The sequence below is a fragment of the Candidatus Benthicola sp. genome (genome assembly GCF_058719085.1).
Genome location: NZ_JBZQEK010000051.1, coordinates 1 through 26,688, shown reverse-complemented (window position 1 = coordinate 26,688; position 26,688 = coordinate 1). Strand labels below are relative to the sequence as shown.

Annotated in this window: 22 protein-coding genes; 6 read left to right on the top strand and 16 right to left on the bottom strand. The window is 66.7% G+C overall.

From position 1 onward, the window contains the following. Window positions 1–41 precede the first annotated feature (41 nt). From AC36XV_RS03610 to AC36XV_RS03590, 5 genes are read right to left on the bottom strand one after another with little or no spacing between them, the layout of a single operon-like run. Entirely contained in the window at window positions 42–686 is a 645-nt protein-coding gene (locus AC36XV_RS03610; protein ID WP_492202308.1) for a PqiC family protein, read from the bottom strand. Beyond that, window positions 686–1,672, bottom strand: a complete 987-nt coding sequence (locus AC36XV_RS03605; RefSeq protein ID WP_492202307.1) for an MlaD family protein — start codon at window positions 1,670–1,672, stop codon at window positions 686–688. The genes AC36XV_RS03610 and AC36XV_RS03605 overlap by 1 nt, the downstream gene beginning before the upstream one ends. Beyond that, entirely contained in the window at window positions 1,665–2,456 is a 792-nt protein-coding gene (locus AC36XV_RS03600; RefSeq protein WP_492202306.1) for an ABC transporter ATP-binding protein, read from the bottom strand. The genes AC36XV_RS03605 and AC36XV_RS03600 overlap by 8 nt, the downstream gene beginning before the upstream one ends. A 3-nt stretch (window positions 2,457–2,459) precedes the next feature. Beyond that, the gene (locus AC36XV_RS03595; RefSeq protein ID WP_492202305.1) at window positions 2,460–3,617 is read right to left on the bottom strand and encodes an MlaE family ABC transporter permease; all 1,158 of its coding nucleotides are present in this window, start codon (window positions 3,615–3,617) and stop codon (window positions 2,460–2,462) included. Beyond that, the gene (locus AC36XV_RS03590; protein WP_492202304.1) at window positions 3,614–4,870 is read right to left on the bottom strand and encodes an AI-2E family transporter; all 1,257 of its coding nucleotides are present in this window, start codon (window positions 4,868–4,870) and stop codon (window positions 3,614–3,616) included. The genes AC36XV_RS03595 and AC36XV_RS03590 overlap by 4 nt, the downstream gene beginning before the upstream one ends. A 194-nt stretch (window positions 4,871–5,064) precedes the next feature. On the opposite strand from AC36XV_RS03590, the gene AC36XV_RS03585 reads away from it, so the two are divergent. Next, window positions 5,065–6,441 carry a sodium-dependent transporter gene (locus tag AC36XV_RS03585; RefSeq protein WP_492202303.1) on the top strand — a complete coding sequence of 459 codons (1,377 nt, stop codon included), beginning with the start codon at window positions 5,065–5,067 and terminating at the stop codon, window positions 6,439–6,441. Between the two features lie 17 nt (window positions 6,442–6,458). Here the strand turns inward: AC36XV_RS03585 and AC36XV_RS03580 are convergent, their stop codons facing one another. From AC36XV_RS03580 to AC36XV_RS03560, 5 genes are all read right to left on the bottom strand, one after another. Next, entirely contained in the window at window positions 6,459–7,493 is a 1,035-nt protein-coding gene (locus AC36XV_RS03580) for a 2-oxoacid:ferredoxin oxidoreductase subunit beta (protein ID WP_492202302.1), read from the bottom strand. Beyond that, entirely contained in the window at window positions 7,490–9,367 is a 1,878-nt protein-coding gene (locus tag AC36XV_RS03575; protein ID WP_492202301.1) for a 2-oxoacid:acceptor oxidoreductase subunit alpha, read from the bottom strand. Before AC36XV_RS03575 ends, AC36XV_RS03580 begins: the two co-directional genes overlap by 4 nt. Window positions 9,368–9,480: 113 nt before the next feature. Next, window positions 9,481–10,848 (bottom strand): hypothetical protein, encoded by a 1,368-nt coding sequence (locus AC36XV_RS03570; protein WP_492202300.1) that lies wholly within the window; start codon window positions 10,846–10,848, stop codon window positions 9,481–9,483. Window positions 10,849–10,948: 100 nt separating this feature from the next. After that, window positions 10,949–11,452 carry a TspO/MBR family protein gene (locus AC36XV_RS03565; protein ID WP_492202299.1) on the bottom strand — a complete coding sequence of 168 codons (504 nt, stop codon included), beginning with the start codon at window positions 11,450–11,452 and terminating at the stop codon, window positions 10,949–10,951. Then, complete coding sequence (locus AC36XV_RS03560; protein WP_492202298.1) at window positions 11,453–12,322, bottom strand: dienelactone hydrolase family protein; 870 nt, start codon at window positions 12,320–12,322, stop codon at window positions 11,453–11,455. A 210-nt stretch (window positions 12,323–12,532) separates the two neighbouring features. On the opposite strand from AC36XV_RS03560, the gene AC36XV_RS03555 reads away from it, so the two are divergent. Beyond that, entirely contained in the window at window positions 12,533–14,236 is a 1,704-nt protein-coding gene (locus tag AC36XV_RS03555) for a glutamine--tRNA ligase/YqeY domain fusion protein (protein WP_492202297.1), read from the top strand. Window positions 14,237–14,320: 84 nt separating this feature from the next. Here AC36XV_RS03555 and AC36XV_RS03550 read toward each other — a convergent pair whose 3' ends face one another. Continuing rightward, window positions 14,321–15,313, bottom strand: a complete 993-nt coding sequence (locus AC36XV_RS03550; RefSeq protein ID WP_492202296.1) for a DUF481 domain-containing protein — start codon at window positions 15,311–15,313, stop codon at window positions 14,321–14,323. A gap of 300 nt (window positions 15,314–15,613) precedes the next feature. On the opposite strand from AC36XV_RS03550, the gene AC36XV_RS03545 reads away from it, so the two are divergent. Next, the gene (locus AC36XV_RS03545) at window positions 15,614–16,342 is read left to right on the top strand and encodes a hypothetical protein (protein ID WP_492202295.1); all 729 of its coding nucleotides are present in this window, start codon (window positions 15,614–15,616) and stop codon (window positions 16,340–16,342) included. Window positions 16,343–16,413: 71 nt separating this feature from the next. Here AC36XV_RS03545 and AC36XV_RS03540 read toward each other — a convergent pair whose 3' ends face one another. The 4 genes from AC36XV_RS03540 to AC36XV_RS03525 all read right to left on the bottom strand — a co-directional run bounded on the left by AC36XV_RS03540 (window position 16,414) and on the right by AC36XV_RS03525 (window position 21,997). Beyond that, entirely contained in the window at window positions 16,414–16,932 is a 519-nt protein-coding gene (locus AC36XV_RS03540; RefSeq protein WP_492202294.1) for a DinB family protein, read from the bottom strand. 52 nt (window positions 16,933–16,984) lie between these two features. Continuing rightward, complete coding sequence (locus tag AC36XV_RS03535; RefSeq protein WP_492202293.1) at window positions 16,985–18,646, bottom strand: BamA/TamA family outer membrane protein; 1,662 nt, start codon at window positions 18,644–18,646, stop codon at window positions 16,985–16,987. 124 nt (window positions 18,647–18,770) lie between these two features. After that, window positions 18,771–19,313 (bottom strand): hypothetical protein, encoded by a 543-nt coding sequence (locus tag AC36XV_RS03530; RefSeq protein ID WP_492202292.1) that lies wholly within the window; start codon window positions 19,311–19,313, stop codon window positions 18,771–18,773. 143 nt (window positions 19,314–19,456) lie between these two features. Continuing rightward, window positions 19,457–21,997, bottom strand: coding sequence for an outer membrane protein (locus AC36XV_RS03525; RefSeq protein WP_492202291.1), 2,541 nt, complete (start codon window positions 21,995–21,997; stop codon window positions 19,457–19,459). A gap of 181 nt (window positions 21,998–22,178) precedes the next feature. Between AC36XV_RS03525 and AC36XV_RS03520 the strand changes: the two genes are divergently transcribed. From AC36XV_RS03520 to AC36XV_RS03510, 3 genes are read left to right on the top strand one after another with little or no spacing between them, the layout of a single operon-like run. Beyond that, complete coding sequence (locus tag AC36XV_RS03520) at window positions 22,179–22,334, top strand: hypothetical protein (protein ID WP_492202290.1); 156 nt, start codon at window positions 22,179–22,181, stop codon at window positions 22,332–22,334. Then, entirely contained in the window at window positions 22,334–22,945 is a 612-nt protein-coding gene (gene kefF / locus AC36XV_RS03515; protein WP_492202289.1) for a glutathione-regulated potassium-efflux system oxidoreductase KefF, read from the top strand. Before AC36XV_RS03520 ends, kefF begins: the two co-directional genes overlap by 1 nt. Before the next feature lie 14 nt (window positions 22,946–22,959). Continuing rightward, entirely contained in the window at window positions 22,960–24,861 is a 1,902-nt protein-coding gene (locus AC36XV_RS03510) for a monovalent cation:proton antiporter-2 (CPA2) family protein (protein WP_492202288.1), read from the top strand. A 13-nt stretch (window positions 24,862–24,874) separates the two neighbouring features. On the opposite strand, the gene AC36XV_RS03505 is transcribed toward AC36XV_RS03510, so the two are convergent. Then, entirely contained in the window at window positions 24,875–26,287 is a 1,413-nt protein-coding gene (locus AC36XV_RS03505; protein ID WP_492202287.1) for a DUF3943 domain-containing protein, read from the bottom strand. Between the last annotated feature and the right edge of the window lie 401 nt (window positions 26,288–26,688).

Sequence of the window (26,688 nt, the reverse complement as noted above, 5' to 3'; positions counted from 1 at the left end):
CGAGCGCAGTCCAGAAACATACATCGCCCGGAGACGATGTCCTAGGAGGCAGCCTCGCGGATCGCCTCGCTGATGTTGCGGCTCAGCCGTGCCACGGCCCGGCTCTGCGCCTCGACGGACGAAGAGATCGAAGCCGGATCCCCCGGCTCCGTCGTATCGAAACCTTCCGAGCCCAGGAGCTGCCCCTCGGCGTCCCGCAGCTCCCAGCGCGCCACGAGGTGGGCCGCGCCCTGCGCATCCCGTTCGAACCGAACAACATCCACGAGCACGACGTAGTCCGGCTGCTCGGTGGAGTACCACGGACGGACGAGGACGTCCTCGGTCCCGACGAGGACGCCGAGGTTCATGCCGAGAGCCTTGTGAAAGGCCTTCTCGAGCGGTTCCCCCCACCGATCGGTCTCCATGAACTCGAGCTCGTTGCTCGTCAGCCGTGTGACCATTCGGCTCCGGTTCAGGTAGCTCGGGAAGGATGCCATGCGAACTCCGACGGTCGGACCGGCCGCGCCGACCGTCCCGGCAGGCTGTCCGTCCGCCGGTTGGCCACCGAGGAGACCCGGATCCTCCGCCAGGTCGGTGAGGACGTAGTAGCGCGTGGGGTCTTCCCGGGGGTTCAGCGAACAGGCACCGGCCAACGTCGCGACCGCCAGCACCGGGAGCAGGACGTCGATCAGTCGATAGGATCTCATCAGTTCCCCTCCACGTCCTTGCCGCGCACCAACGCGCTCGGGTTCTGCTGAAGGTAGTCGGCCAGCTCGCCGAGCGCGGCCGCCGCGGTGCCGATCTCTTCCAGGGATCGCTCGAGATTCAGGAGCAGCGGTGACCCGGGCTCCAGCACCGCGCGCAGGTTACGGAGCGTCGCGTCGAGCTCCCGCGCCGCCGCCTCCACCTCTTCCGAGCTCCGGTTGATCCTCGGACGGAGCGTGTCGAGCGTCGTGTCCGCGCTGGCGGTCAGCGCGTCGATGGACTCCAGGGTCTCGCGCAGTCGCACCATGGTCTCGGGAATCTCGGACAGCGCCGCCCGCGTCTCCCGACCGGACGCCAGGTTCGCGATCTCTTCCGCCGCCCGGCTGATCGCCTCCACCAGCCCCTCGACATCGAGGTTCGTGAGCTTGTTCATCAGCCCCTGCACATCTCGCTCGAGCCATTCGAGCCCGGTCTCGATGGTGGGAATCTCGAACGCATCGACGTTGGGATCGTTGACGAGCCGGGCCGGCGATTCCTCGTCGACGAGGAGCGCGATGTACTTTCGCCCGGTGAGAATGCTCTCCACGGCGAGGGTGGCCCGCATGCCCCCCTCGATCATGAGCCGGACCGATTCGGGATCGCCCGGATCGACGACCGCGCCTTCCCTCTGGAGAAGGTCCCGATCCAGCTGGTAGAACACCGGTATACGGATGTTCGTCTGCCAGTCCTCGAATTCCTCCCGCGTCCCGAGGACCCTGTCGCTCGCCGTTCGGAGCCGGATCGTGGTGACCTCTCCGATGGTCACGCCCATGAACTTCACCGGTGCGCCGGCGCTCAGCCCGTTCACCGATCCCTCGAACCAGGAGATGTACTCCACCGTGTCCCGGAACCATCTCCCGCTGCCCAGCAGGATGACGGCGACGACGACCAGTGCGATCCCCCCGAGGATGAAACCACCCACCAGGGTCGGGTTTGCGCGTCTACTCATGCTCTTCCTCTCCCCGGCGCAGGAACGACCGCACCGCGGGGTCCTCGGAGTGGTCCCGGAGCTCGGCGGGGTGCCCCAACGCCGTGGCGGTCCGGGAATCGGCATCCAGGAATATAGAGTTCGTGGCGATGGTGAAGATGCTGGCCAGCTCGTGCGTGACCACCACGAAGGTCGTGCCGAGGCTGTCTCGCAGCTCTAGAATCAACTCGTCCAGGCGACGTGAGCTGATCGGATCGAGACCGGCCGATGGCTCGTCCACGAACAGGATCTCCGGGTCGAGCGCCATGGCGCGCGCCAGACCGGCACGCTTTCGCATGCCTCCGCTGATCTCGGCGGGATAGTAGTCCTCGAACCCGCGGAGTCCGACCAGCGACAGCTTCAGGGAGGCCACCTGACGCACGTCGGCGGCGGAGAGATCCGTGTATTCCTCGAGCGGAAGGCCGATGTTCTCGGCGAGCGTCATCGAACTCCACAGCGCCCCGCCCTGAAACAGCACACCGAACCGTCGAAGCTGTCGCTCCCGAACGTCCGGCGGGGCCTCCGTGAAGCTCTCGCCGCCATACCAGATGCCGCCCTCGGCCGGCTCGATCATCCCCAGGAGGTGGCGCATCAGCGTGCTCTTTCCGCAACCGCTCCCCCCCATGATCACGAAGACGTCCCCCGGCGACACGTCGAAGCTGATGTCCCTCATCACGACGAAGTCGCCGTAGGCCATCGTGAGGTCACGCACGGAGATCTGGTCCGTCGGAGGCCTGCTTACGATCGAGGCCATCGCACCGTTCATCGCTCAGATTCCGAAGACATACGAGATCACCTGTGCGACGCCGCAGGCGACGATGACCGCCACCACGCCCTTGACCACGGCCCTCGTGGCCGCGTCTCCGACCGCGGAGGCCGAGGCTCCCGCCTCCATCCCCTGCTTGCAGCCGGCGATCGCCACGAGCAATCCGTAGACCGTGCCCTTCAAGACCCCGGGAACGAAGTGGCTCATGTGGACCGCGCCCACCGTCTGCTGCAGGTACGCGCGCGGTGAGATCTCGAGCAGTCCCGTGCCCACGACGTAGCCGCCGAGAATCCCCATCAGGTCGGCATACACGGTGAGCAGCGGCATCATGAGCACCAGCGCCACGACGCGTGGCACCACGAGGAATTCCATCGGGGAGATCCCCGTCGTGCGCAGCGCGTCGATCTCCTCGGTCACCTTCATGGTGCCGATCTGGGCGGCGTACGCGGCCCCGCTCCGGCCGGCGACGATGATCGCCGTCATGAATGCGGCCATGTCCCGTACCATCCCGACGCCGACCAGGTCCGCCACGTAGATAGCGGCACCGAACTGCTGGAGCTGCACCGCCCCCACGAAGGCGAGAATCAGCCCGAACAGGAAGCTCACCAGGGATGCGATGCCGAGCGCGTCCGCTCCAGCCTTCTGGATGAGCAGCCGCAGATCCGATCTCCTGTAGCTGGCCCGTCCGGTCACGAAACGCCACATGGAACGGGCGAGATCACCGACGAACCGCAGATCCTCGATCGCTCCGTGATACGTCCGGATTCCCAGGTTTCCGATGCGCGCCAGGAACGAAGGCTTCGGTCCCTCCGCCCGCGAGCCCCTCTCCGGAACCTCGCTCGCCAGCTCGAGCAGGCGCCGCATGCCCGGTGGAAGTCCGTCGTAGACCACCGGGACGGCACGCGCCCGCGCCGCGTCCTCGGCTTCCTGCAGAAAGACCAGGACGCTGCTGTCCCAGTCTGCGAGCGCACCGGTCTCGAACCGCACCGAATCCGGAAGGGGCTCCGAGTCGAGCGCTGCCTCGATTACGGTCCTGCCAGGCAGCCGGCCCCGGAGCTTCCAGGTGCCCGCGAGGCCGAGGACGAGGTCCCCGTCCGCCCTTTCGACGGAGACCCTGGGTCCATCTCCGTTCTCACGGGCGACCGCCGGTCCGCCCGTCACGTGTCTTCACCCGAGGAGGAAGAGTCGGCGTCGGAGCGTCCATCCTCGGAATCGAGGTCTTCTTCCGACCCGTCGAACGGAGGCGGGGCCGGCGCCCGGTGCCTTTCTACCGGCGCGGGATCCGCGCCCGGCGGAACGACGATCGACATATCCGCCACGGTGTCGGTCAGCGACATCTCGACCCGGGGAAGGAATCCCGAGAAGACGTCGCCGTAGATCTCCCAGACGGTAACCCACAGCGCGGCGATGATGGGGCCGATGATGAATCCGGACGCCCCGAACGCGACGATCCCGCCCAGCGTGGACAGGAGCACAAGAAGATCCGACATCTGAGTGTCCCGGCCGACCAGCCGGGGCCGGAGCAAGTTGTCCACCGATCCGACGACGATCGCACACCACAGACCGACGGCGATCGCCGCCCCGGTGGCCCCGGTGGCGAACAGGTAGATCACGGCCGGCACCCAGACCAGGATCGTGCCGATCCCCGGAATGATGGACAGCACCATCATGATCACGGACCAGAAGGCCCATGCACCGATTCCGGCGACCAGGAAGGACAGCCCCGCGAGTCCGCCCTGAACCACACCGATCACCAGGGTTCCCTTGATCGTGGCCCGCGCGACCGAGGTGAACTTCGCGACGAGCCGGTTCTCGGCCGCGGGGTCCAGAGGGATGTAATACAGGATGCGCGCGAGGTATTCCTTCCCGCGCAACAGGAAGAAGAACATCGCGTACAGCATGATGAACAGGTGAAAGAAGAAGAGCGCCGTGCCGCGGCTGGCCGCCGCCACGGAGGCGACCAGGAACGTGCCGACCCGTCCCGCCATCTCGGCCAGCTTGCTCGTAATCAGACCCTGGTACGGCTCGATCGTGTTCCAGAACGGCAACCGGTGCAGGAAATCGGTCAGCCGGTCCGGTGTCGACATCTCACGCTGTACCCACGGGCCGACGGACGTGGACACCTCCACGGCCTGGGAGACGACCACACCGAGAAAAGCCGAAAGCGGAATGATCAGGACGAGTACGAAGAACGTCACGGTCGCCGCCGAAGCGGTGGCCTTCCGCCCACCAAACCAGCGGACGAACCTTCGGTACACGCCGTTCATCATCCCGCTGAACACGGCCGCGAGGAAGATCGTCTCCACGAAGCTCGCGACCATGCGATAGACGACGAACGTCAGGAGAAGGGCGAGCGCCACGAGGAACACCGCCTGCAGCTTCTTCTCCTGCGCCTCCTGCGTGGGGCTCTGCATCGATGACCTCCGGGCCCTGGTTCGAGAGCTCTCGTCCGTCAAGGTCCGCACCCCGACACGCATTCGCAATCCCGGCACACGCTTTTCTTTTGGGGCGGTGCGGCTTATCGTCCCCGACCGTTCGAGGCGGACTGACGGCCTCCGGCGGGCCGCTCCCGAGGCATGCGTCTTCTTGAAACGGAGGAATCCGGCTCATGGATCCCGGCTCCGGACAACCACGCGACACCTGGGGTTCCAAGGTCGCGTTCATCCTCGCCGCCGCGGGAAGCGCGATCGGGCTCGGGAACATCTGGGGATTTCCGACCGTCGCCGGCCAGAACGGGGGCGCGGCGTTCCTTCTGATCTACCTCGTCGCCGTGGCCCTGATCGGGGCTCCGGTCATGCTGGCGGAGCTGATCGTCGGACGGCGAACGCAGCGGAATCCGGTCGGCGCCTTCAAGGCGCTCGCCCCGGGCTCGGTTTGGGTGATCGTCGGCGGGCTGGGCGTCTTCACGGGCATCGTGATCCTCAGCTTCTACTCGGTGATCGCCGGGTGGACCCTGTCGTACATCTTCAAGACGGTCACGGGCACTTTCCAGGCCGGTGTGGAGACGGAGCCGATCTTCAACGAGCTGGCCGGCAGCGCGCTTCCCGCCATCTCGTGGCACCTGTTGTTCATGATCATCACCGTCTACGTCGTGCTCGGCGGGATCCGCGACGGCATCGAGCGCTGGACGAAGGTGCTGATGCCGGTGCTCTTCTTCCTCCTGGTGCTGCTCGCCATCCGGGCCGTGACGCTGTCGGGCGCCGGTGAAGGTCTCTCCTTCTACCTCAAGCCCGACTTCGGCAAGGTGACCGGGGGAGTGGTTCTCGCCGCGATCGGACAGGCGTTCTTCAGCCTCAGCCTCGGCATGGGCGCCATGATCACCTACGGTTCGTACGTCTCGAAGAAGGATGACCTCGTCTCCTCGGCCGGTTGGGTCACCTTCGCGGACACCACCATCGCGATCCTGGCCGGCCTGATCATCTTTCCGACGCTGTTTCACGCGGGACTCGAGCCCGGTGCAGGCGGACCGGGAATGGTCTTCGTCGTGCTGACCTCACTCCTGTCGTCGATCCCGCCCGCACCGTACGGTGGCGTGATCTTCGGCACCGGCTTCTTCCTGCTCCTGGGGATCGCTGCTCTGACATCGAGCGTGTCGCTGCTCGAAGTGGTGACCTCGTGGGCGGTCGACGAGCGAGGGATGTCGCGGCGCAAGGCGGCCATCTCCCTCGGGGTCGTCGCGTTCGTTCTCGGCATCCCCAGTGCCCTCGCCAGCGGCGCGGTCTCGTGGCTGACGGAGCTCCCCGGCGTCGGGATGGACTTCCTCAGCTTCCTGTTCATGCTGTTCGGCCAGTACTCGCTGGTGATCGGCGCGTTGCTGATCAGCCTGTTCGTCGGCTGGGTGTGGGGCGTGAAGGCCGCCGGGGAAGAGGTGAGGGCGAACGACGGCCGATTCCCGCTGGGCCGGACCTGGGCGTTCCTCATTCGCTTCATCGCCCCGAGCGCGATCGTGGCGATCCTCATCAAGATGGTGGTCGACCTGGTCTGAGGCTTGAGGCGGCGCCCTTACCGGCTGCGGGACCCTTCCGCAGAGACCGTCCAGGTGCGTCCGCCATACAGCAGATCCGCCAGGCCCCGCCCCTCCGACTCGGGCTCCACCTGGGCGAGGACCTGCCGCTCGAAGGTGGGGCCGGGATTCCGATACAGCACTCCGAGCGCCATCGGAAAGTCGGGCGGCTCGAGCGCGGCCAGCATGGTCGCGAGAGGACGGTTGGTCTCGTCGTGAACGAGCACGTCGTTCTCCGTCCAGCCATCCTCTCCGGGTCGGATCACCTGCAGCGCCCAGGATTCCGGATCGAGTCGCAGGCCCTTCTCCAGGTCCGTTCCGAATCGCAGCGGTCGGCCGTGTTCGACCCGCAGCTGTGCCTCTTCCGACACGGACCGATCGGTGAAATCCGCGAAGGTGCCGTCGTTGAACACGATGCAGTTCTGGAAGATCTCCACGAACGAGGCGCCTGCGTGCGTGTGCGCCTGCTTCAGCACCTCCACCAGGTGACCCTGCTGGATGTCCACCGACCGGGCCACGAACCGTGCGCCTACCCCGAGCGCCAGGGTGGCGGGACTGATCGGGTTGGAAACCGAGCCGCGGGGCGTGGTGGGCGACAGGGTGCCGCGCTTCGAGGTCGGCGACACCTGACCTTTCGTGAGGCCGTAGATCTCGTTGTTGAACAGGATGATGTTGAGGTCGACATTCCTCCGCAGGGCGTGCACGAGGTGGTTCCCGCCGATGCTGAGCCCATCTCCGTCGCCGGTGATGACCCAGACGTCGAGCTCCGGGTTCGCCAGCTTGGTGCCGGTCGCAACGGCCGGGGCGCGTCCGTGGATCGTGTGAAAGCCGTAGGTCGCCATGTAATAGGGGAACCGCGACGAGCAGCCGATTCCGGAGATGAACACGCTTCGCTCGCGCGGGATCTCCAGCTCGGCCAGCGTCTTCTGAATCGCTTTCAGGATCGCGTAGTCGCCGCACCCCGGACACCAGCGCACTTCCTGATCGGAGGCGAAGTCCTTCGGCTTCAGCTGGGGCAGCACGCTGTGACTCATGGGGTCCTCCCGGATTCCAGCATCCGGCGTATGGCTTCCTCTACGTCCGCGATCCGGAAGGGTCGTCCGGCCACCCGGTTCAGGCCCGCGGCGGGCAGCAGGTACGTGCTGCGCAGCATGGCGAGGAGCTGGCCGGAGTTGATCTCCGGCACGAGCACGTGATCGAACCCGCTGAGCAACTCGCCGAGATTGCTCGGGAAGGGGGACAGGTAGCGGAGGTGAACGTGCGACGCGTCGAGACCCTTCGCCCGCGCCCGTTCCACCGCCTTGAAGAGTGAGCCGTAGGTCGACCCCCAGCCCACGACGGCCAGCCCGCCCCGCTCGTCGCCCAGCTCCACCGTCTGCATCGGAATGTCCGCCGCGATGCCCGCGATCTTTCGGGCCCGCAGGCGCGTCATCTCATCGTGATTGTCCGGATCGTACGAGATGTTGCCCGTGGTGGCGTCCCGCTCGATGCCGCCGATCCGGTGTTCGAGCCCCGGCGTGCCCGGCGTCGCCCATGGGCGCGCCAGCGTCACTTCGTCCCGCGCATACGGCTGGAACCCCTCCGGGTCGACCCGCCGTTCGACCGGAAAGTCCTCCAGCGAGTCCAGATCGGGAATCAGCCACGGCTCGGCGGCGTTGGCCAGGTAGGCGTCCGAGAGCACGAACACGGGCGTCATGTACCGGGTGGCGAGGCGGACGGCCTCGCGTCCGACATGGAAGCAGTCGGCCGGCGTGGCCGGCGCGAGCACGGCCACCGGCGTGTCGGAGTTCCTCCCGTACACGGCTTGAAAGAGGTCGGCCTGTTCCGTCTTGGTCGGCAGCCCGGTGGAGGGTCCGCCCCTCTGAGAATTCACCACCACGAGCGGGAGCTCCGTGGCCACCGCGAGCCCGATCGCTTCCGTCTTCAGGGCGATCCCGGGACCCGAGCTCGACGTCACGCCGAGCGCCCCCGCGTACGACGCGCCGATCGCGGCACAGGCCGCCGCGATCTCGTCCTCGGCCTGGAACGTGACGACGCCGAGTTCCTTCATCCGGGCCAGCATGTGAAGCAGCGGTGACGCCGGCGTGATCGGATAAGAAGCGAACACCATGCGCTCCAGGCCTGAAGACTTCAGCCCGGAGGCGAGGCCCCAGGCGAGAGCGTCCGTTCCGCTCACGGTGCGATACAGCCCGGGCTTCAGATCGGCCCGCGAGACCGTGTATCCCGGGATCTTCGTCGGCATCTCGACGGTCTCGCCGAAGGCATGCCCCGCGGCCAGAGCTGCGACGGCCGCCTCCGCCGCCACGTCGTCTTCTCCGAACTTGCGGCGGAGCCAGTCGACCGTCGCCTGCTTGTCGCGGTCGAACATCCAGAGCAGCAGCCCGAGAGCCCACATGTTGCGGCTTCGGAGGGCGTCCCGAGCCGAGAGCTCCAGGTGCTCGACCGCCTTGCGGGTCAATTCTCCAATGTCGAGCTGGATGACCTGGTAAGGGGCGAGCGTCGCGTTCTCGAGCGGGTTCTCCTCGTACTCCGCCTTCCCCAGGTTCCGATTCGTGAAGGAGCCGGTATCGACGACCACCGTGCCCCCGACCCGCAGGTCTCCCAGGTTCACCTTGAGGGCCGCCGGGTTGAGCGCGACCAGCACGTCGAGCTCGTCGCCCGCCGTCTTCACGTCTACGGCCCCGAAATGGATCTGGAACGAGGAGACGCCGTACGTGGTCCCGGCGGGCGCCCGGATCTCGGCCGGGTAGTCGGGAAACGTGGCGAGGTCGCTGCCGGCGAGCGCGTTCTCCATGGTGAACTGCGTTCCCGCCAGCTGCATTCCGTCGCCCGAGTCGCCGGCGAACCGTACGACGACCGAGTCCCGTACCTCGCGTGTCCCGCTCAATGCAGCGGTCCGCTCACTCATGTGGCCTCAATCCCCTCCCTGACTCTCCGGATCGGTACGATCGCCGGGGCCCGCCCATTCTACCGAGGGGGCCGGCGGCGGGAAACTTCGCCTGCCTCGACCGGGCTTTCCGATCAGGGCTCCGGCCCGGACGCCCGGTACAGGACCCAGTAGATCCCGGACAGCCCATACTTGGGGAACGAGCGCACGTACCGGTAGCTGCCGAGATCCGGAACCTCGAGATCACGGGAAGGCGAAAACCGGTCTTCCAGGCTGGAGATGATGTAGAAGGCGGGCCGCCCCCCGAGCCGTGAAAGATCGTCCCGGGAATGCTCGCAGCCCTCCGTCGCGAGACGCTGGCAGTAGTACACGATCGCCGCATCCCCGGGCAGCTCTTCCTGGTACCATTCCAGGGCCAGGACCGTACCGAGGTCGTGGCTGCCGGCCGCGGACGTCGTCCCGAAGCCCGAGGCCACCGCCATGTAGGCCGTAGCCTCGCGGTACATGCCGCGTCCGACGGCGGCGAAGCGCAGGATCTGAGAGAGGTTGACGGTGACGATCATGGCGAGGATCGAGAGGCCGAGCACCCTGCCCACTCTGGAATCCAGCCATCCGGCGATCGCCCTTCCGAGGAGCAGGAGCGCGAACAGAAGCGCCGTGAGGTAGTACCGGGGGTATCCGTACCCGGGAAGCGCCCCGCTCCCGAGCGCCAGCACGATCGCGGTCAACAGGAAGGCGCTCTCGTTCAGGGACCGGTCCCGCAGACGCAGAATCCCGGCGGTGACTCCGACCCACGCGGTGGCTGCGATGACCGCCGCTACCCGGCCGGGCGCTCCGCCGACCAATAGACCGGCGGCCCCACCGAGCGCCTCGACCGGAGACCGTGATGCGAAGCCACCCGACGCGGTCATCCAGCGGACATCCACCCCATAGAGAACGACCACGGTCAGGAGGGGCAGCGCCTGCACCAGGACATGGTTCCTCAGGGCGAAGCTGCGGCGGCTCCGCGCCTGCCAGATCTCCAGCGTCGACCACAGCAGGAACGCGGCGAAGACCGTGAGGAAGCCGAGATGCGCGAGAAAGGCCGCGGAGGCCGCGACCGAATACCCGACGGCCGCCCACCGACGGCCCGTCCGGATCCACCCCCGGAAGAAGGCGTACGCCAGGAGCGTCAGGAAGATGAGATACCCGTAGCCGCGCGCCTCCGATGCGTAATGAACGAGCGGGTACGAGCAGGCGAAGAGCAGAGTCGTGACCGCGGCGGCGCGCCGACCCTCGGGACGAGTCAGCCGGTACACGATCGCCACGAGGGCCGTTCCGAGCACCAGCGGGGGAAGGCGCAGAACCCAGACGGGGGCGTCCGGCCCGACCGCCCACAGCCACAGAGAGTTCAGGTAGTGGTTGTTGTCACTGTGAATGGCGGTGAATACGTCTGCGGGCGACGAAAGCCCCTCGACATGACGAAGCGAGAGGATCTCGTCCATCCACAATTCGGTCCACAACCCCGGTGCTCGAAGAGCGACGACCGCCACGACCCCGAGCAGGAAGGCCGCCCACGGCCACGCTTCTCGAACACCCCTGCGGTCGGACGTGGAAAACCTCCTAACGGTTCAGCGTCCAGATGGCGATGTTCAGGACCGCCGCGAACGTGACCCACGCCCAGTAGGGAATCAACAGGATGGCGGCGGGCACCGAGACCCGCCGGAAGGCACGGATCGTCCATCCGATGGCCACCCACAGGAGGAGGATCTCGACGGCCGCCAGGCCCGGCGACTTCAGCCCGAAGAAGAGCACGGACCACAGGCCGTTCAGGAGGAGCTGCACGACGAACAAGAGGAGCGCAGCGCCGACCCGGGTCTCCTCCCGGCGCCTCCAGACCAGCCATGCCGCCACCCCCATGAGCAGATAGAGGACGGTCCAGACCGGGCCGAACAGCCAGTCGGGCGGATTGAAGGCCGGCTTTACGAGAGTCGGGTACCAGTCCCGGACGCCCCGGGCGGTGGCCAGCCCGGACAGGAGGCCGACCGCCAGCGGCGCGACGAGCGCAATGACGAGCCGAACATCGACCGCAGCTCGTGGTCGACCGTCAGGGCGTTCGCGTTCCATTCAGCTCAGCACTCGCTTCAGGTAGTTCTTGAGCCGCATCCAGGCGTCGGCGGCCGGAGCGGCCGTGGTCTCCGGATCGCGGTCCACCCACAGCCAGAACCCGTGGTTCACGTCGTCGTAGATATGGATGTCGTTCTCGACCCCGACCTCCCGCAAGGCTTCCGCGAAACGATTCACCTGGTCCGGAGGGATCGAGCCGTCCAGCTCCGCGAACGTCCCGTACACCGGGTGATCGATCGAGGCGAGCACCTCCGGGTCCTCGATCAGACGCCCGTAGAAGATCGCCGTGCCGTCGTGGCTCTCGCCGCCGAGCGCGAAGGAGAGCGCCACTCCGCCCCCGAAGCACCAGCCCATCGCCGCGATCTTGCCCGTGACGTCGGGTCTGGACCGGAGGTGGATCACCGCGGCGTTCAGGTTTCCGATCATGCGCTCGGGGTCCGCCTGCACCTCCTGGACGAGCGCCATGTTCTCGTCCCGGTTCGACCCGGTCCGGCCGGAGTACATGTCCGCGGCGAGCGCGACGTATCCCTCGTCCGCGAGCGCATCCGCCACCTGCCTCACCCGATCCACCAGTCCGTTCCATTCGTGGATCAGGATCACGGCAGGAAAGGGTCCCTCGCCTTCGGGCACCGCGATGTAGCCCACGGTCTCCGGATCCGCATCGAAGTAGGCCAGGTCTTCACCCCGCGGTGGAGGCGCCTCGCCGAGGATCGCGGGAGGCAGGTCGACCTGCTGCACGGGTTCGACGCCATCGGCCCGTGCGTCGGGGGCGGCCTTCGCTCCCGAATCGCCCTCCGAGCACCCCGACGCGGCCGCGGCCAGGACGGCAGCGACCAGCCCGTACGACACCCAGTTCTTCCATTCGCTCACGAAGTCCCTCCACCTGGCGGTCCAAGGAGGCCCGACCGTCTGACGACGACCGGGCCGGTAACACCCCACTGTAATCGGGCCTCGGGACTCGCGTAAGCTTCCCGGCCGTCCCCGCTACTTGGCATCCGCCGCCGGGAACGGCAGCTTGAGGGTTCTCCCGGACCGGCCGGAGAACCTCGTGACCCGCGACTGCGCGCGAACGGACCGATCATGACGAACAAGAACGACGGGAAGAGCCTCGACTTCATCCGCGCGATGGTGGAGGAGGACATTCGGACCGACAAGTACGGGGGCCGGGTGGCGACCCGCTTTCCCCCGGAGCCGAACGGATACCTCCACATCGGCCACACGAAAGCGCTGTGGCTGAGCTACGGCATCGCGCAGGAATACGGGGGCACCTTCAACCTCCGTTTCGACGACACGAACCCGGCCAACGAAGAGCAGCGGTACGTCGATGCGATCATCGAGGACGTCCGCTGGCTCGGCGTCGACTGGGAGGACCGGCTGTACTTCGCCTCGGACTACTTCGGCCAGATGTACGAGTGGGGCGAGAAGATGATCCGGGAGGGTACCGCGTACGTCGACAGCCTGAGCGAGTCGGAGATCCGGGAATACCGGGGGACCGTGACCGAGCCGGGCCGGAACAGCCCGTACAGGGACCGCCCGGTGGACGAGAGTCTCGACCTGTTTCGCCGCATGCGGGCCGGAGAGTTCGAGGACGGGGCGCACGTTCTGAGGGCGAAGATCGACATGGCGCATCCCAACATGACCATGCGCGACCCCCTGCTCTTCCGGATCCGGCATCAGAGGCACTACCGGCAGGGGGACGACTGGTGCATCTACCCGATGTACGACTACGCCCACTGCCTCGAGGACGCGATCGAGGACATCACGCACTCGCTCTGCACGCTCGAGTTCAAGGTCAACCGGGAGATCTACGACTGGATTCTGGATGCCGTCGGTATCGATAGACCCCGCACCGAGCAGACCGAGTTCGCGCGGCTCAACATCGACTACACGATCATGAGCAAGCGAAAGCTCGTCCAGCTCGTGGAAGGAGGCCACGTCCAGGGCTGGGACGATCCGAGAATGCCCACGGTGGCCGGACTGCGGCGCCGGGGCGTCACACCCTCGGCGATCCGAAGGTTCAACGAGGAGATCGGCGTCGCCGACGTGGACAGTCGCATCGAGTTCTCGCGGCTCGAATACGTGATTCGAGATGACCTGAACTGGACCTCACCGAGGCGGCTGGCCGTCCTGGATCCGCTGAAGGTCGTGGTCACGAGCTATCCGGAGGACCGGACGGAGTGGATCGACGCGGCGGAGTTCCCGCGCGATGTCGGCAAGGAAGGCACCCGTCGCATGCCTTTCACCCGGGAGCTCTGGATCGAGCGCTCCGACTTCATGGAAGAGCCTTCGAGGAAGTTCCGCCGCCTGGCGCCTGGAGTCGAGGTCCGGCTCCGGAACGCCTACGTGGTGCGGTGCGACGAGGTGGTGAAGGACGAGGCCGGCGAGGTCGTGGAACTTCGCTGCTCACACGATCCCGAGACGATGGGGGCGAACCCGGCGGACGGTCGCAAGGTGAGGGGAACCATTCACTGGGTATCCGCCGAGCACGCGGTCCCCGCGGAGGTCCGGCTGTACGATCGCCTGTTCTCGGTCCCCGATCCCGAGGCGGACCTCGAGGAGGGAGAGACGTTCGTCGATCGACTGAACCCGGAGTCCCTGGTGGTCGTGGAGAGGGCGTGGGCGGAGCCCGCTCTCCGGGACGACCCCCCGGGAACCCGCTACCAGTTCGAGCGGCACGGCTACTTCATGAGCGATCCGGAAGACTCCGGCCCGGAGCACCTCGTGTTCAACCGCACGGTGACGCTGCGGGACAGCTGGGCCAAGATCGCGGCCAGGGGTGGCTAGAGGTCCGAAGGGGGCCGGGGGCCCGGCGCGGCCCCGAGCAGCCCTGCCCGGCCCCGCGGATACGGAGCCGGGCAGGGTCGTGACTCAGAGATCCCAGCCCACGGCGAGCGTGGTGCCGAGGTCGTTCTCCTGCGCGCCCTCGGGAGGATCGCTGTCGTACTGGTCGTAGAATGACACCCGCATGTAGAGGTCCCCGAACAGGTCCTGCCGGTAGCTGATGTTGAAGTCGAAACGCACGCGACCGGACTCGCTGAGGCTCGGATAGACGAAGAGGCTCGAGGACAGGTCGTTCTCGAAGTCGCCGAAGGTGAACCAGCTGAACCGGGTGCCGAGCAACGCTTCCGCCGAGGTCGTCCCCTCCAGCCCGACGTATTCCTCGGTGTTGCTCTGGACGCCGACGAGCCAGTTCCAGTCCACGCGGTTCGACTGCACGAAGTCCCGTCCGACGATCGCGCCGAGCAGGAGCCGGAGGTCGAGGTCGAGCTGCTCGTTCTGCTCCAGCTGGGTTCGTGCGCCCACGTACCAGGTCTTGGGAAGCAGGTAGCTGGCGCTGAACGTGCCGAGGTTTCGCTTGAAGCTCTCGGCATCATCCTGATCCTGAAATCGCGAATCGAGGCTCAGCACGAAGAGCCACCTCGGCGCCCGGTAGTCGATCTCGGTCGCGAAGTTGAGATTGGTGGCGTTGTTCGCCTTCGCGTAGCTGAACCCGAGCTCGAGGTAGCCGTCGAACCGGGACCACAGTCCCTGCTCGACGTTCGTCATCTGCACGATCTCGCTGAAGGGCAGGTCCACCGTGTCGGTCGCGGTGGCGATCCGCACCCAGCCCGGCTGCTCCCCCGGGAGCACGCTGCCGAACGCCCGGCGCTGACCGGTGAGCTCGAAATCCCACTGCTCCGGACTGGCGATCGTGCTGACCTTGTCGAACTCGAGGGTGGCGGTGCTCGCGCCGGGGATCTCGAAGCTCAGCTTTCCGCGCTTGAACTCCTTGATCTCGGCGTTGATCGAGTCGCCATCCACGTGGATCAGGTACTCCTGCGCGCCGAGCGGAGCGGCGAACAGGGCAAGAAAGCCGGTCAACAGACCGGCAGTCCGCATGGGCGGCGACCGGCGCTCGCGTCGCGCCATGCGCCGTGGTGTCGGTGAAACGGGGCCCAAGGGCCTCTCCTTTCGGCTCGATTCCAGTCGTACGGGGACGAACGACCGCCGAACTTATGGGGACCGGAAGCGTCTGGAAAGTCGGGATCCGGGGCACCGCGGCGCTTGCCGCCAACCCTCCGGCACCCCAACTTTTCGTCCGACCACCGATCGTCCGGGTGAGCGGAGGCCCGGTATCCGGGCTCACCCGACCGAAGGTTCATTCCTGATCGTGGAGGCTCCATGCGAAAGCTCGTCACCGTCGCCTTTTCCCTGGCGCTCGTCGCCTTGTGGCCGCTTCCGGCCCTCTCGCAGGACGTAACGTGCGAAGAAGTCTCCTTTGACGCCCGCATCACGGCGGCCTACCCGGAGGCCCGGGACGCCTGCCTCGAGATCGTCGAGTCCGATGGAATCCGGTACGCGCACTTCGAAGCTCTCGTTCACCGTGAGGGCTTCCCCTCGATGCTGCTGCGCTTCAAGCACTCGGATGGAACGTGGGGTCCCGCCACCCTGGTGAGGATTCCCGCTGGCTACCCCGTCTACCTCGAAGGCCGGCCGGTGGAGGCGAAAGACGTGCCGCGAGGCCGCGAGCTGGACTTCTACATCCCCGAGGGTCGGTGGGAGGTGGCCGTGGCGGACGTCGAGCCGGTCGCCATCGCCGAGGCGGAGTTCGCACCGGTCGAGTTCGAGGTCGTCGAGGCGGATCTCCCCGAGGAAGTCGACATGGAAGCGCCGGTGATGGCCCAGGAAGAGATGGCCGCGCTGACGGTCGCCGACATGGCAGAAGAAACGGACGCGGCCGTGGAGGAAGCGGCAACCGAGGAAGTCGCCCAGGCGGACGCGATGGCGGACGACCAGGAAGACGCGGACATGCCCGATGATTCCGATTGGATGTGGATTCTCGGGCTGGCGGCCGCCTTCATCATCGTGTGGTTCCTGCTCCGGCGCCGAAAGGCCCGGCGGCAAGGCTGACGACGACCCGCTGTATGAACGGTTGGGGGGCGGCCGCTTTCGGCCGCCCCTTCGCTCATCCGGGCCAGATCCTAGTCGCCCGGCCCACCCTCCTCGTCCGCGGTCGGGCCGTAGATCATCGGTAGCGGGACGCCGAGCAGTCGGAAATAGACCCCCAGCTGTCCCCGGTGATGCACCATGTGATTGAGCACCTGGCGGCGAAACACCATGTACCGCTGTTCGGACATGATGGGCTCTTCGCCGGCCTTCATGGTCCATGTCGCTTCGAAGTCCTCGTCACTCGTCTCCGCGAGGTGACGCCGACACTGCTCCGCCGCCTCGTCGAGCTCGGCGAGGATCTCTTCCTTCGACTGCATCTCGCGCGGAGTCCAGGACTGCATCTCGGGAGACAGGAAGTCGATCTCGTCCTCCCGGAGAATGGACTTCGACCAGCCGGGGATCTCCGCCACGTGCGTCGCCAGGCGACTCAGGGTCATCGACTTCTCGTGGGGCTTCCAGTCCCACTTCCCGTCGGGCAGGCGCTCCAGCAACGGGCGGGTGGCCTGGACTTCCTGATCGAGCTCGGTTCGCAGAATGTCGCTGATGCTCATGTGTGCTCCAGGGTGGGATCGCAGAGTGAGGTCGCGCGGCCGGGCCGGTGCCTCAAGGGGGCTGCGCCCGGTAGTTGATCACCGGGATGTTGCGACGCGGGAAGGTGAAACCGGCCCCGAAGGCGAACACCCAGCGATTGCCCGTAACCTCAGGACCGAACTTGTACACGATGTCGGCCCTCGCGGTACGCGCGACGCCCGAGAGCGCCGAGCCGAACCGGAGGCCGGCCCCGACGCTGCCACCGCTTCGGGCGCTCTGATCCGGGTACCAGGCGCCTCCGTAGTCCAGGAAGGCACCCAGCCCGAGTCCGATCAGGTGCAGGAAGTCATCGATCGCGTAGTATCGGTGCTCGAACTGGACCCACCAGCCCCGATCGCCGACGAACGAGTGAGCGTCCCAGCCGCGCGGTGCGTTGTCGAAGCCGAGGTCGAACTGGTCGCCGGGCTTCGCGTTCCACATCCGGCCCCACTGCAGCTGGATGGCCGTCGAGTGTCTTTCGGCCAGTTTGACGCCGGTGGCCACGTTGAAGATCACCCGGCCCGAGTCGCGAACCGCCGCGTTCCACAGGTAGTTCGCGTCGACCGCGGCCCACACCCACCCGGTGCCTCCGAGCAGGCCACGCCTGCCGGTCGCCGCGTTCAGCCCGAGGCCGATTCCGGTCCCGTTCCAACCGAAGGTTTCGGGCGCCACGGTCGCGGTCAGCCGGACCGTCGTGCTCAGGTCGAGGTCCTCGGATCCGAACCCGTTGAATCGCGAGTATTTCTCGTATCGTACCTTGCTGTACTCGGACCACAGGCTGACCGTGCCGTACAGGGAATCCGGGACGACGCCTTCCTCGTCCGGATCGAGGTAGAACCCCTCCTGGCGGATGCCGACGTCCGCTCCGAACCGCAGGTAGTCGGCGCTGCTGTGCCGCGTGGCGAGCCCCGCCTTCAGGGTGCTGATGAACGCGTCGCGCCGGTACGTGGTCGAGTCCGTGACCGTCGAGTCCGCATCGTTGGTCACCCTGTACTGGATCACGTCCTGGTTCGCGCTCGATCCGTCGAGCTGGTACTGCTTGCGGCTCTCCACGTTTCGGAACGGCAGGCCCAGGACCCAGTTTCCGTTCTTGCCATCCGACATGCGCGCGAAGTTGCCCCCGGCATCGAAGTCCCAGCCGAAGACGTGCTGGAACTGCACGCTCGCGTTCAGTCCGTCCCGGTCGATCTCCTTCTTGTAGGCCGCGTAGACGAGGTTCCCGTAGCCGAGCAGGTTGCTTTCGCTCAGACCGAAGGTGCCCGTCCAGTCTCCGGTGGACGCCACCGAGTACGCGAACTTCGGCTTCAGGCTCCATGCATCGCGAGTGTGAACGACGGCCGCCAGCCGGCCATCCTCCAGGCGGGTGCTGTCGATCGACACTTCGCGGAACAGCATGAGGAGGCGAAGCTGCCGCTCCGATTCAGAAACCTCCGCCGAGTCGTACGGCTGGCCTGCTTCGATGATCAGGTAGTTCCGGATCACCTGCGGGCGGGTGACCACGTGGATGCGGTTCATGGCCCGGAACACCCCGGTCTTCGCCGCCTCCGCGTCGAACACGTTCTTCCGGTCGAGGACGATCGTGTCGACGATCGCCGAACGGGGGGAGACGTCCTGGGCGACGAGATCCTCCGCGGCCACGGCGCTGATCAACAACGCCATTCCCAACAGGGCCACGGATCCGGCCGGACGGCGCATGAGCTTCCTCGATCAGACGGGCAAGGAGGAAAGGCAGTCGAGGCAAGGTAATGCGGCCCGTGCAGAACCGCAGCCCGGGTCGGCCCGCGGCGAGCGAGCCCAACCCGCAGGACCTGTCCGCCGGTCAGGAGCCGCCGCGGCTACCCTCGACGCTCCACTGGCAGCTTCCGATGGCGAACGCCCCGGGGTAGCCCCGGATCGGGTCCGCCGCCCAGCCCTCGCCCGCCGGGATGGGCTCCTCGAGCGACGCGCGCAGGTGTCCGCCCGGCAGGAACCGACCCCTCAGGACCGTTCCCTTCTCGTGTGTCCCCTGCCAGAGCAGAAAGCGGAACGTGCGCTCTCGCATGTCGACCCAGCCCTGCGCAAAGAAGGGCTCTTCCTCGGCATCGACCCACCAGGGCCCGACGAAGTACTCTTCCGCGTCCGACCCCACGAAATCAGCTAGATTCGAATGCTGCAGGTGGAGATGGATCTCAAAGGGATCCCGGTTCGGAAGGCAGGCCACGGTCCGGGGAACCTCGACGGACCAGTCGCCCTGGACATCGGCCACGGTCAGTGGCTCGCCCGACAGGTGGGCCGGCTCGGACGGTCCGTCGTCACAGCCGATCAGCAGCCACGCGGACATCATCACCAGCACAAAGCGCGACCCGGCCAGTCTTCTCACCATCGAGCGACCCCCTCCGTGACTTCCTCGAGAGCGTGCTTCATACACACGCCCCGGTCGGAGGTTGCGTCACCCGAGACCTTCGGATCCCGCGGTCGAATCTCGGGGCGCAGGGTGCGTCGGCGACGCGATGCCCGTGATCGACTTCAGTAGCTGATCGTGGCCACCAGGTTGAACACGTTCCTGCCGATCCAGCGCTCCCGCGGCAGCTCATCGGCAGGAACGCCGAACTCGATCAACCTCTCCACAGCGACGCCGGTGTCCTCCACGCCCAGCTTGTTGGTGAAGTACAGCCACTCCCCGGACAGGGAGAAGTCGAGACCGCCCGGCAGGCCGCCGAACCCCTTGATCGTGATGAGCTCGAGGCCGGCGCCGATGTGCCACGTATTGGGAAGCAGGTTTTGGAAGAACCCGGGCTGCCGCACCCACTCCGAGTCCGCCGGGTCGATGGGCACTCCGTCGGTGGACACGTTCTCCAGGCGGTACCAGCTGAGACCGTACCCGGCCTTGAGGTACGGCTGGATCGATCCGGTGAGCAGGCTGTACCGCAGGCTGCCCACGTACTCCCACCAGGTCAGATCGCCGGTGACCGAAAAGTCGTCGATGTCACTGAACTGCAGGCTCCAGCCCAGCTGGCTCCGAAAGTGGATCAGGCTATTCGTGCTCGTGAACCGGTCGCCGATGAATAGCTGGAGTCGGAACAGGGGGGCGACGGGCACGTCGACGGACAGCTCCGAGCCCGTGCCCACGGTCGTCGAGTCCGCGCCCTGCTCGATCAGGTGGACCAGCAGGCCGCCGAGTATCCCGTCGATCTGGTCCGGGTTGAAGAACAGCTCCAGGTAATCCTCCGGGACGTCCGGGAAGGTGACACCCCCGTCGATCCCGATGAATCGGAACGGGATCGTCTCCTGGGGATACATCGTTGGATCGAGCGTCGTGAACGCGGCCCGCGCCGGTGCAGCCACCACTCGCCACAGGAGGTCGAACGGGGGCAGGAAGCTGATCACCGGCAGCGTGGCGTTGAAGTAGCCCCAGTCGTTCGAGAACGCATCCTGGAGGCCGGTCGGGAAGAGCCTCGGAAGCACCTGGGGCACGTAGGCCTTGTACTGGACGTTCTCGCCGGAGCGGTTCCAGCCCGTGTTGAAGGCGGGCCCCACGATGGACAGGTTTCCCGTCTCCGCGTGTGCCACCACGCCCGCGAAGGGCGACTCCACCGCCGGATACCCCCAGCGCATCGGCAGCACGAGCCAGCCCCACGTCTGACGGACCTCGGGGTCCGTGAGCACGAGATCCAGCACGCGCTCCCAGTCCGGCACGACGGCGACCGCCTGTTCCTCTCCGAGGAAGACCACTCCGCCGCGCTCGAACTGGTTCATCCGCTTCAAGGCCTTCTCATCGCCCGCGTAGTAAGCCTGGTGGTCGAAGAAATTCGAGATCGTCTCCGACGCGCCGGCCGGACCGATGTCCTTGAAGAGCCCCGGCAGCGGATAGGTCCCGTGCGAATCCCGGTTGGTGCCGCCCGGTGGGGAGAGCAGCTGGTCCAGGCCTTTGTTGTCGGCCCCGATGTAACCCACGGGATGGGTATTTACCTGTGTCTCCGCCGAGTCCCGCCAGGCCATGCGCCGCACGTACTTCTGGAACAGTTCCTCTCCGGACAGCTCCACGCCCAGCGAGTCAGCCTGCCGCTGCCATTGGGCACGGGGCAGATAGGCGTTCGGCATTCCGAACTCGAGACTGGCCACCTTGCTGTGGAAGTAGTACTCGACCCTCTTGATCACGAGCTCATCATCGCCGGTGGCGCTCAGCCACTCTCCGTCGAGAAGACGGAGCATGTCCGCCTCGCTCAAGGCGGGACTCTCCACCTGCGACCTCGGAGAAACGATGACGTGGATGTGCTCCCAGTCACCCTCGTGGTTGTTTCCCCCGTCGTTGTACGGATAGAAGAACCAGTACTGGAGCACCAGCTGAACCCCCTGATATCCTCTCGCATCGCTCACGTCTTCGAGGAAGGGGTGCACGTACGTCTTGAGAAGGTCTCTGTATCCGGGGCGCAGGCGCTTCGAGAACTCGTTCCGCCAGTGCTCCTTCCACGTCTTCGGATCGGTACCGGGCATGTCCACCCAGAGGACCTCGAACGGCTTGTACTCCGCGGCCTGGGCGCCCGTCTGGTCCAGCGCGTAGAGGGGATCGTCCGGATTGTACTCGAGAAGCAGGTCCAATAGCCGACAGTCATCGGACGTCGGATTGTACGGTCCGCACGGGTCCGCGGCGCCCTGCATCCAGTGCACGGATTCCTGGCGAATCAGGTCCTCCCCCATGGCCGTGTTCCACGTGTCCACGAACAGCGGATACGGTCCGTTCCACACCAGCTTGTGGTCCATCGGGATCGCTTCGGAGTTCTGGACGAGGAACGGGGCGAAGCGGACGGCCAGCTCCTGCAGAACCCGGTACCGGCGATCGTCGACCCCGTCCAGGGGCTCGATGTCCACGAACTCCGGGGCCTCCCGGTTTCCGTACAGGTTGAGCCGCTCGCTGGCGGCCGTCTGCCGGATGATCCGGGGCACCTCCAGCGGGACGTACCTCAGGTACTCGTCCCGCGGGATCTGCTGCGCGGTGGCCGTCCCCGATGGTACGAGCGTGAGCAGAAGGCCGGTCGCCAGGACCGTCGCGCCAAGACCTCGTGTCATGATGGTCGCCTGGTTCAAGTGTGTCCTCCCCCGGCTCCTTCTCTCCCTGCCCCTTGTCGCGCGCGGAGGGCTGAAGATGATACTGTCGGACTGAACGAAAGACAAAGCACGAGGGCAGCAGATCGACGGACGCACATTCTTCGGTATGGACTGCGCTCACCCCTCGACCGGGAGGCCTCAGGTGGCGGAAACGAAAACGATCAAGGTGGAGCACGGATTCGGCGGACTGTGGTACGTGGGCTGGCTCTTCACGGTGTCCCTCGCTCAACTCACGATCGGGAAGGCGTTGCTCGCGCTCGCCATCTGGCCCTGGTACCTCGGCGTCGCGCTCCGCTGATGGCGCTCCCCAGGAGAGTCCTCGTGCTCTTCGCCCACCCGGCTTTCGAGAAGTCCCGGGTGAACCGGGTCCTCACGGAGGGCCTGCCGGGGATGACGGGGATCACCTTTCACGATCTGTACGAGGCGTACCCCGACTTCGGCATCGACGTGAAGCGCGAGCAGACGCTGCTGTCGGACCACGACGCCGTCGTGTTTCAGCACCCGATGTTCTGGTACAGCACTCCCGCGATCCTCAAGGAATGGCAGGACCTCGTCCTCGAGCACGGTTGGGCCTACGGCAGCGAGGGGAAGGCGCTCACCGGCAAGCTCTGGTTGAGCGCGGTCACCACGGGGGGCCGGGAGGCGGCCTACTCGGCGGACGGCCACAACCGATTCACCATTCGTGAGCTCCTGCGGCCGCTCGAACAGACGGCGGTGCTTTGCGGCATGCGCTTTCTCCCTCCTTTCGTGGTCCACGGCACGCACGGAATGCAACGGGCTGCGATGGAAACGCACGCCCGCGATTACCGTCGCCTGCTCGAGGCGCTGCGCGACGGCACCCTCGACCTCGAGCGGACGGACGGCCTGAGCCGTCTGAACGCGGATCTCGAAGCCATCATCACCGACTGACCAGGGAAATACGGATGCACGGACAGGGGTTCTTCTTTCAGGCCTTCGTCTACCTTTCGGCCGCCGTGGTGGCGGTACCGATCGCGAAGCGTCTCGGACTGGGGTCGGTCCTCGGCTACCTGATCGCCGGGATGGTGATCGGGCCGTTCGGTCTCGGCCTGATCGGCGCCGAAGGCGAGGACGTGATGCACTTCGCGGAGTTCGGCGTCGTCATGATGCTGTTCCTGATCGGACTCGAGCTTCGACCCGCCCTGCTGTGGCGAATGCGCGGCCCGATTCTCGGTACCGGCGGCCTGCAGGTGGGCATCACGACCGTCGTTCTGTCGGGCATAGGGATCGGCGTCGGCCTGGCCTGGCAGACGGCGCTCGCGGTGGGCATGACCCTGGCCCTCTCCTCCACCGCCATCGTGCTCCAGACCCTGAACGAAAAGAACCTCATGGGCACGGACGCGGGGCAGTCCTCGTTCGCCGTGCTCCTGTTCCAGGACGTCGCGGTCATCCCGATGCTGGCGCTGATGCCCCTGCTGGCGGTCGGGGACACGCTGCACAAGGCCGGCGGCGAGGGGCACGAAGGATCCGGAAAGCAGCTCGCCACGTGGGTCGAGGGACTTCCGGCGTGGGAGCAGACCCTGGTGGTGCTCCTCGCGGTCGGCTCGATCGTGCTGGCGGGAAGATACCTTCTGCGACCGGTGTTTCGCGTCATCGCCGGGACCCGGCTCCGGGAGCTGTTCACGGCAGCGGCGCTGCTCCTGATCATCGCCATCGCGCTGTTGATGTCTCAGGTGGGCCTGAGCCCGGCGCTCGGCACCTTCGTCGCCGGCGTCGTCCTCGCCAACAGCGAGTACCGCCACGAGCTCGAGAGCGAGATCGATCCCTTCAAGGGGCTCCTGCTCGCCGTGTTCTTCATCGCCGTGGGCGCCTCGGTCGACTTCCAGCTCATCCGTTCTAATCCGCAGCTCATCCTCGGGATCGTCGGCGCCCTGATGGTCGTGAAGTTCGTGGTCCTGTTCGCGCTCGGGCGGGGCTTCGGAATGGGCCTCGACCAGAACTTCCTGTTCGCTTTCGGGCTCGCGCAGGGCGGCGAGTTCGCCTTCGTGCTCTTCTCGTTCGCCTCTCAGAACGGGGTCATCGGTGAAGAGGTGACCGCGCCGCTGATCGCGGCGGTGGCCGTCTCGATGGCGCTCACACCCGTGCTCATGCTCGTGAACGAGAAGCTGATCCAGCCCCGCTTCGGCACCCGCGAGCAGTCGAGCCGGAAGGCGGACACGATCGAGCGGTCCGCCGACGTGATCATCGCGGGCTTCGGCCGGTTCGGCAGCATCGTGGGCCGGTTCCTCAGGGCGAACGGCGTAAGGCCGACGGTGCTCGAGTACGACTCCGACCGCGTCGAGCTGCTCCGGAAGCTGGGGTTGGAGGTGTACTACGGAGATGCCTCCCGCAAGGACCTGCTGGAAGCCGCCGGGGCCGCGAAGGCCCGGCTGCTGGTTATCGCCATGGAGGAGCACGACCGGGCCGTAGCGCTGGTGGAGACGGCGCAGAAACACTTCCCGAACCTGACGATTCTCGCCCGTGCGAAGGGACGACCCGAAGCGTACGAGCTGCTGGATCTCGGGGTGGAGCACGTGTACCGGGAGACGCTGGACACCTCGCTCCGAACCGGCATGGACGCCCTCCGCATGCTCGACAAGCGAGCGCACCGGGCGTACCGGGCGGCCCGGACTTTCCGGACCCACGATGAGGCCTCGGTTCGGGAGTTGGGACGGATGAGGCACGACCGAAAGGCGTACCTCTCGGCCGCCCGGGAGAGGATCGAGTCGCTGGAGGAACTGCTCCTGTCGGAACTCGAGGCTCCGCCCGGGGACCGGGACGCGGGCTGGGACACCGATTCGCTACGCTCCGAGTACGGGGGCCGCTGAGCTCCCGAACCGATCAGAACAGGAAGACCGAAGGCCCCGACCGGCCGGAGGCGAGGATCCAGGTTCCGTACAGGCGGACCTGGGGCACCGTCTCGCTCAGGGACTCGAACGAGGAAGCCGTGAAGTCGCTGCGCCGGAGGTACACCCGGTACTCTCCTCCGACGGCCAGACCATCCGACAGCCGGAACCGTCCGGTGAGGCGCCCGAAGTGCAGGAAGTGTGCGGCCCGGCCTCCGTTCCCCGCATTGTGGTTGATGCTCCCCGTCCAGCTCGACCGCCAGCTCGCGAGGGCCGACAGACGTCCGAATCGCGCTTCCGCTTCGAGGTCCCCCACCAGCCCGGTGAGATAGTCGGAGGGCCGCAACCGGACTCCATCCGGAACTTCCGCAACAGCACCGAACGGCGACTCCAGGGTGCCGAACAGGATCACTCCGGCGCCGGCCCGCGTTCGCAACCAGCTCTCGCTCTTCCCCGACAGGGGCCACAGGGAGTCGAGGCGCAATCCGAGGCTCTGGGCAGCCGCCCGAAAGGCGCTCGTGTTCTCGTACTCGAAGCCCTGGACGAGAGCCCAGACGTGGTGAGTCGAACCGCCGCGATCGAGGTCCCGCGTCACCAGGTTACCGTGGATCTGCACGGATCCGAGCAGGTTGCTCTCGCCACTGTACATCGCGACCTCGACCTCGAAGACGTCGAACGGACGGCTCCGCTGTCCGGCGAACGCGCTCCCGAACGCCAGGTCGACGTCCATGAAGGCCCCCTCGACCGTGGCCGGCTCCGCTTCGTCCGGGGCCACCGAACGGTAACCGGCGCTGAGGGCCAGGGTGAGATGACCGGGCACCCGGTCCGCCGGATCCGCCGGGTTCGGGTGAACCGTGAATGCGTCCCCGCGAATCAGCCGGTTGAAGCCGCGGATCGGGTTCAGGAGGAATCCGGCCAGCTCGCGGCCTACGCGTTCGCCCCCGACGGCCTCGTTGCTCAGCACGGCGGACGAGGTGCGGTACAGCGCCTCGCCGACGGCGATCCCGCCCAGCGTCGTGCTGACCACGTCGTTCCCGGCCATCGCATGGCGCTCGCCGCAGCACTCCCACAGGAAGCTGCCCAGCAGCGTCATGGCGGCGGATCCTCCGAAGCCGATGCCGTTCGAGCGTGCGGAATTGTAGTAGGCCGAGCCGTGATAGGGGTGGGCAAGCATGTTCATGAACAGCGAGTTCTGATCGTACCGGAAGCCACGCTCGATGTTGTGCCACCACGTCAGGGGATAGACGGAGGCGAACGGCATGTCGCGGACGTAGTAGTTGTAGCTCCAGGTGAGCAGGTTGATGCCGGCGATCTCGCCGAGGGCGAGAAGCGGCCGCGGGGGAACGCCCCACGCATCCACGACCTGGGCGGACTGGGCATGGAGACCGGCGGGCGCGGTGAGCGCCATGGCGGTCAACCCGGCCAGTAAGCAGACCTGGCGGCGGCATCGTCGTCTCCATCCCGCCGGACCCGCGTCGCTCCGGCCCGGGGCACGGGCCTTCCCGTGCCTGTCGCCCGCTGACCACATGGCACCCGTTTCCTGCACCCAGATTCGCGCGAAAGAGGTAGCCGGAATATACCCGTTTGCGGGGTGGCGGTGCCACGCCGGGTGGGACTCGGGTGGGACCTGCAGGACGGCAGGCCGCAAAGAAGAAGCCCCGGCTCGCGGCCGGGGCCTCACTCTGGCGTTCGGAGTGGCCTGAGACGTTGGTTCTGAACGCTCAAAGCACCCTAGGAACGCGCGAGGTGCGGGGATTGTGACGGTCGGCGGCGCTCAGGGGCTCCGGGGCGGCGCGCTGAGCTCTATCG

Bases quoted from the DNA above. Each gene is read 5' to 3' on its own strand.
- AC36XV_RS03540 (WP_492202294.1), bottom strand. From the start codon at position 16,932: ATGAGCATCAGCGACATTCTGCGAACCGAGCTCGATCAGGAAGTCCAG.
- AC36XV_RS03525 (WP_492202291.1), bottom strand. From the start codon at position 21,997: ATGACACGAGGTCTTGGCGCGACGGTCCTGGCGACCGGCCTTCTGCTC.
- AC36XV_RS03530 (WP_492202292.1), bottom strand. From the start codon at position 19,313: ATGGTGAGAAGACTGGCCGGGTCGCGCTTTGTGCTGGTGATGATGTCC.
- AC36XV_RS03580 (WP_492202302.1), bottom strand. From the start codon at position 7,493: ATGAGTCACAGCGTGCTGCCCCAGCTGAAGCCGAAGGACTTCGCCTCC.
- AC36XV_RS03590 (WP_492202304.1), bottom strand. From the start codon at position 4,870: ATGCAGAGCCCCACGCAGGAGGCGCAGGAGAAGAAGCTGCAGGCGGTG.
- AC36XV_RS03575 (WP_492202301.1), bottom strand. From the start codon at position 9,367: ATGAGTGAGCGGACCGCTGCATTGAGCGGGACACGCGAGGTACGGGAC.
- AC36XV_RS03510 (WP_492202288.1), top strand. From the start codon at position 22,960: ATGCACGGACAGGGGTTCTTCTTTCAGGCCTTCGTCTACCTTTCGGCC.
- AC36XV_RS03555 (WP_492202297.1), top strand. From the start codon at position 12,533: ATGACGAACAAGAACGACGGGAAGAGCCTCGACTTCATCCGCGCGATG.
- AC36XV_RS03535 (WP_492202293.1), bottom strand. From the start codon at position 18,646: ATGCGCCGTCCGGCCGGATCCGTGGCCCTGTTGGGAATGGCGTTGTTG.
- AC36XV_RS03545 (WP_492202295.1), top strand. From the start codon at position 15,614: ATGCGAAAGCTCGTCACCGTCGCCTTTTCCCTGGCGCTCGTCGCCTTG.
- AC36XV_RS03565 (WP_492202299.1), bottom strand. From the start codon at position 11,452: ATGGAACGCGAACGCCCTGACGGTCGACCACGAGCTGCGGTCGATGTT.
- kefF (WP_492202289.1), top strand. From the start codon at position 22,334: ATGGCGCTCCCCAGGAGAGTCCTCGTGCTCTTCGCCCACCCGGCTTTC.
- AC36XV_RS03505 (WP_492202287.1), bottom strand. From the start codon at position 26,287: ATGGCGCTCACCGCGCCCGCCGGTCTCCATGCCCAGTCCGCCCAGGTC.
- AC36XV_RS03605 (WP_492202307.1), bottom strand. From the start codon at position 1,672: ATGAGTAGACGCGCAAACCCGACCCTGGTGGGTGGTTTCATCCTCGGG.
- AC36XV_RS03610 (WP_492202308.1), bottom strand. From the start codon at position 686: ATGAGATCCTATCGACTGATCGACGTCCTGCTCCCGGTGCTGGCGGTC.
- AC36XV_RS03585 (WP_492202303.1), top strand. From the start codon at position 5,065: ATGGATCCCGGCTCCGGACAACCACGCGACACCTGGGGTTCCAAGGTC.
- AC36XV_RS03600 (WP_492202306.1), bottom strand. From the start codon at position 2,456: ATGAACGGTGCGATGGCCTCGATCGTAAGCAGGCCTCCGACGGACCAG.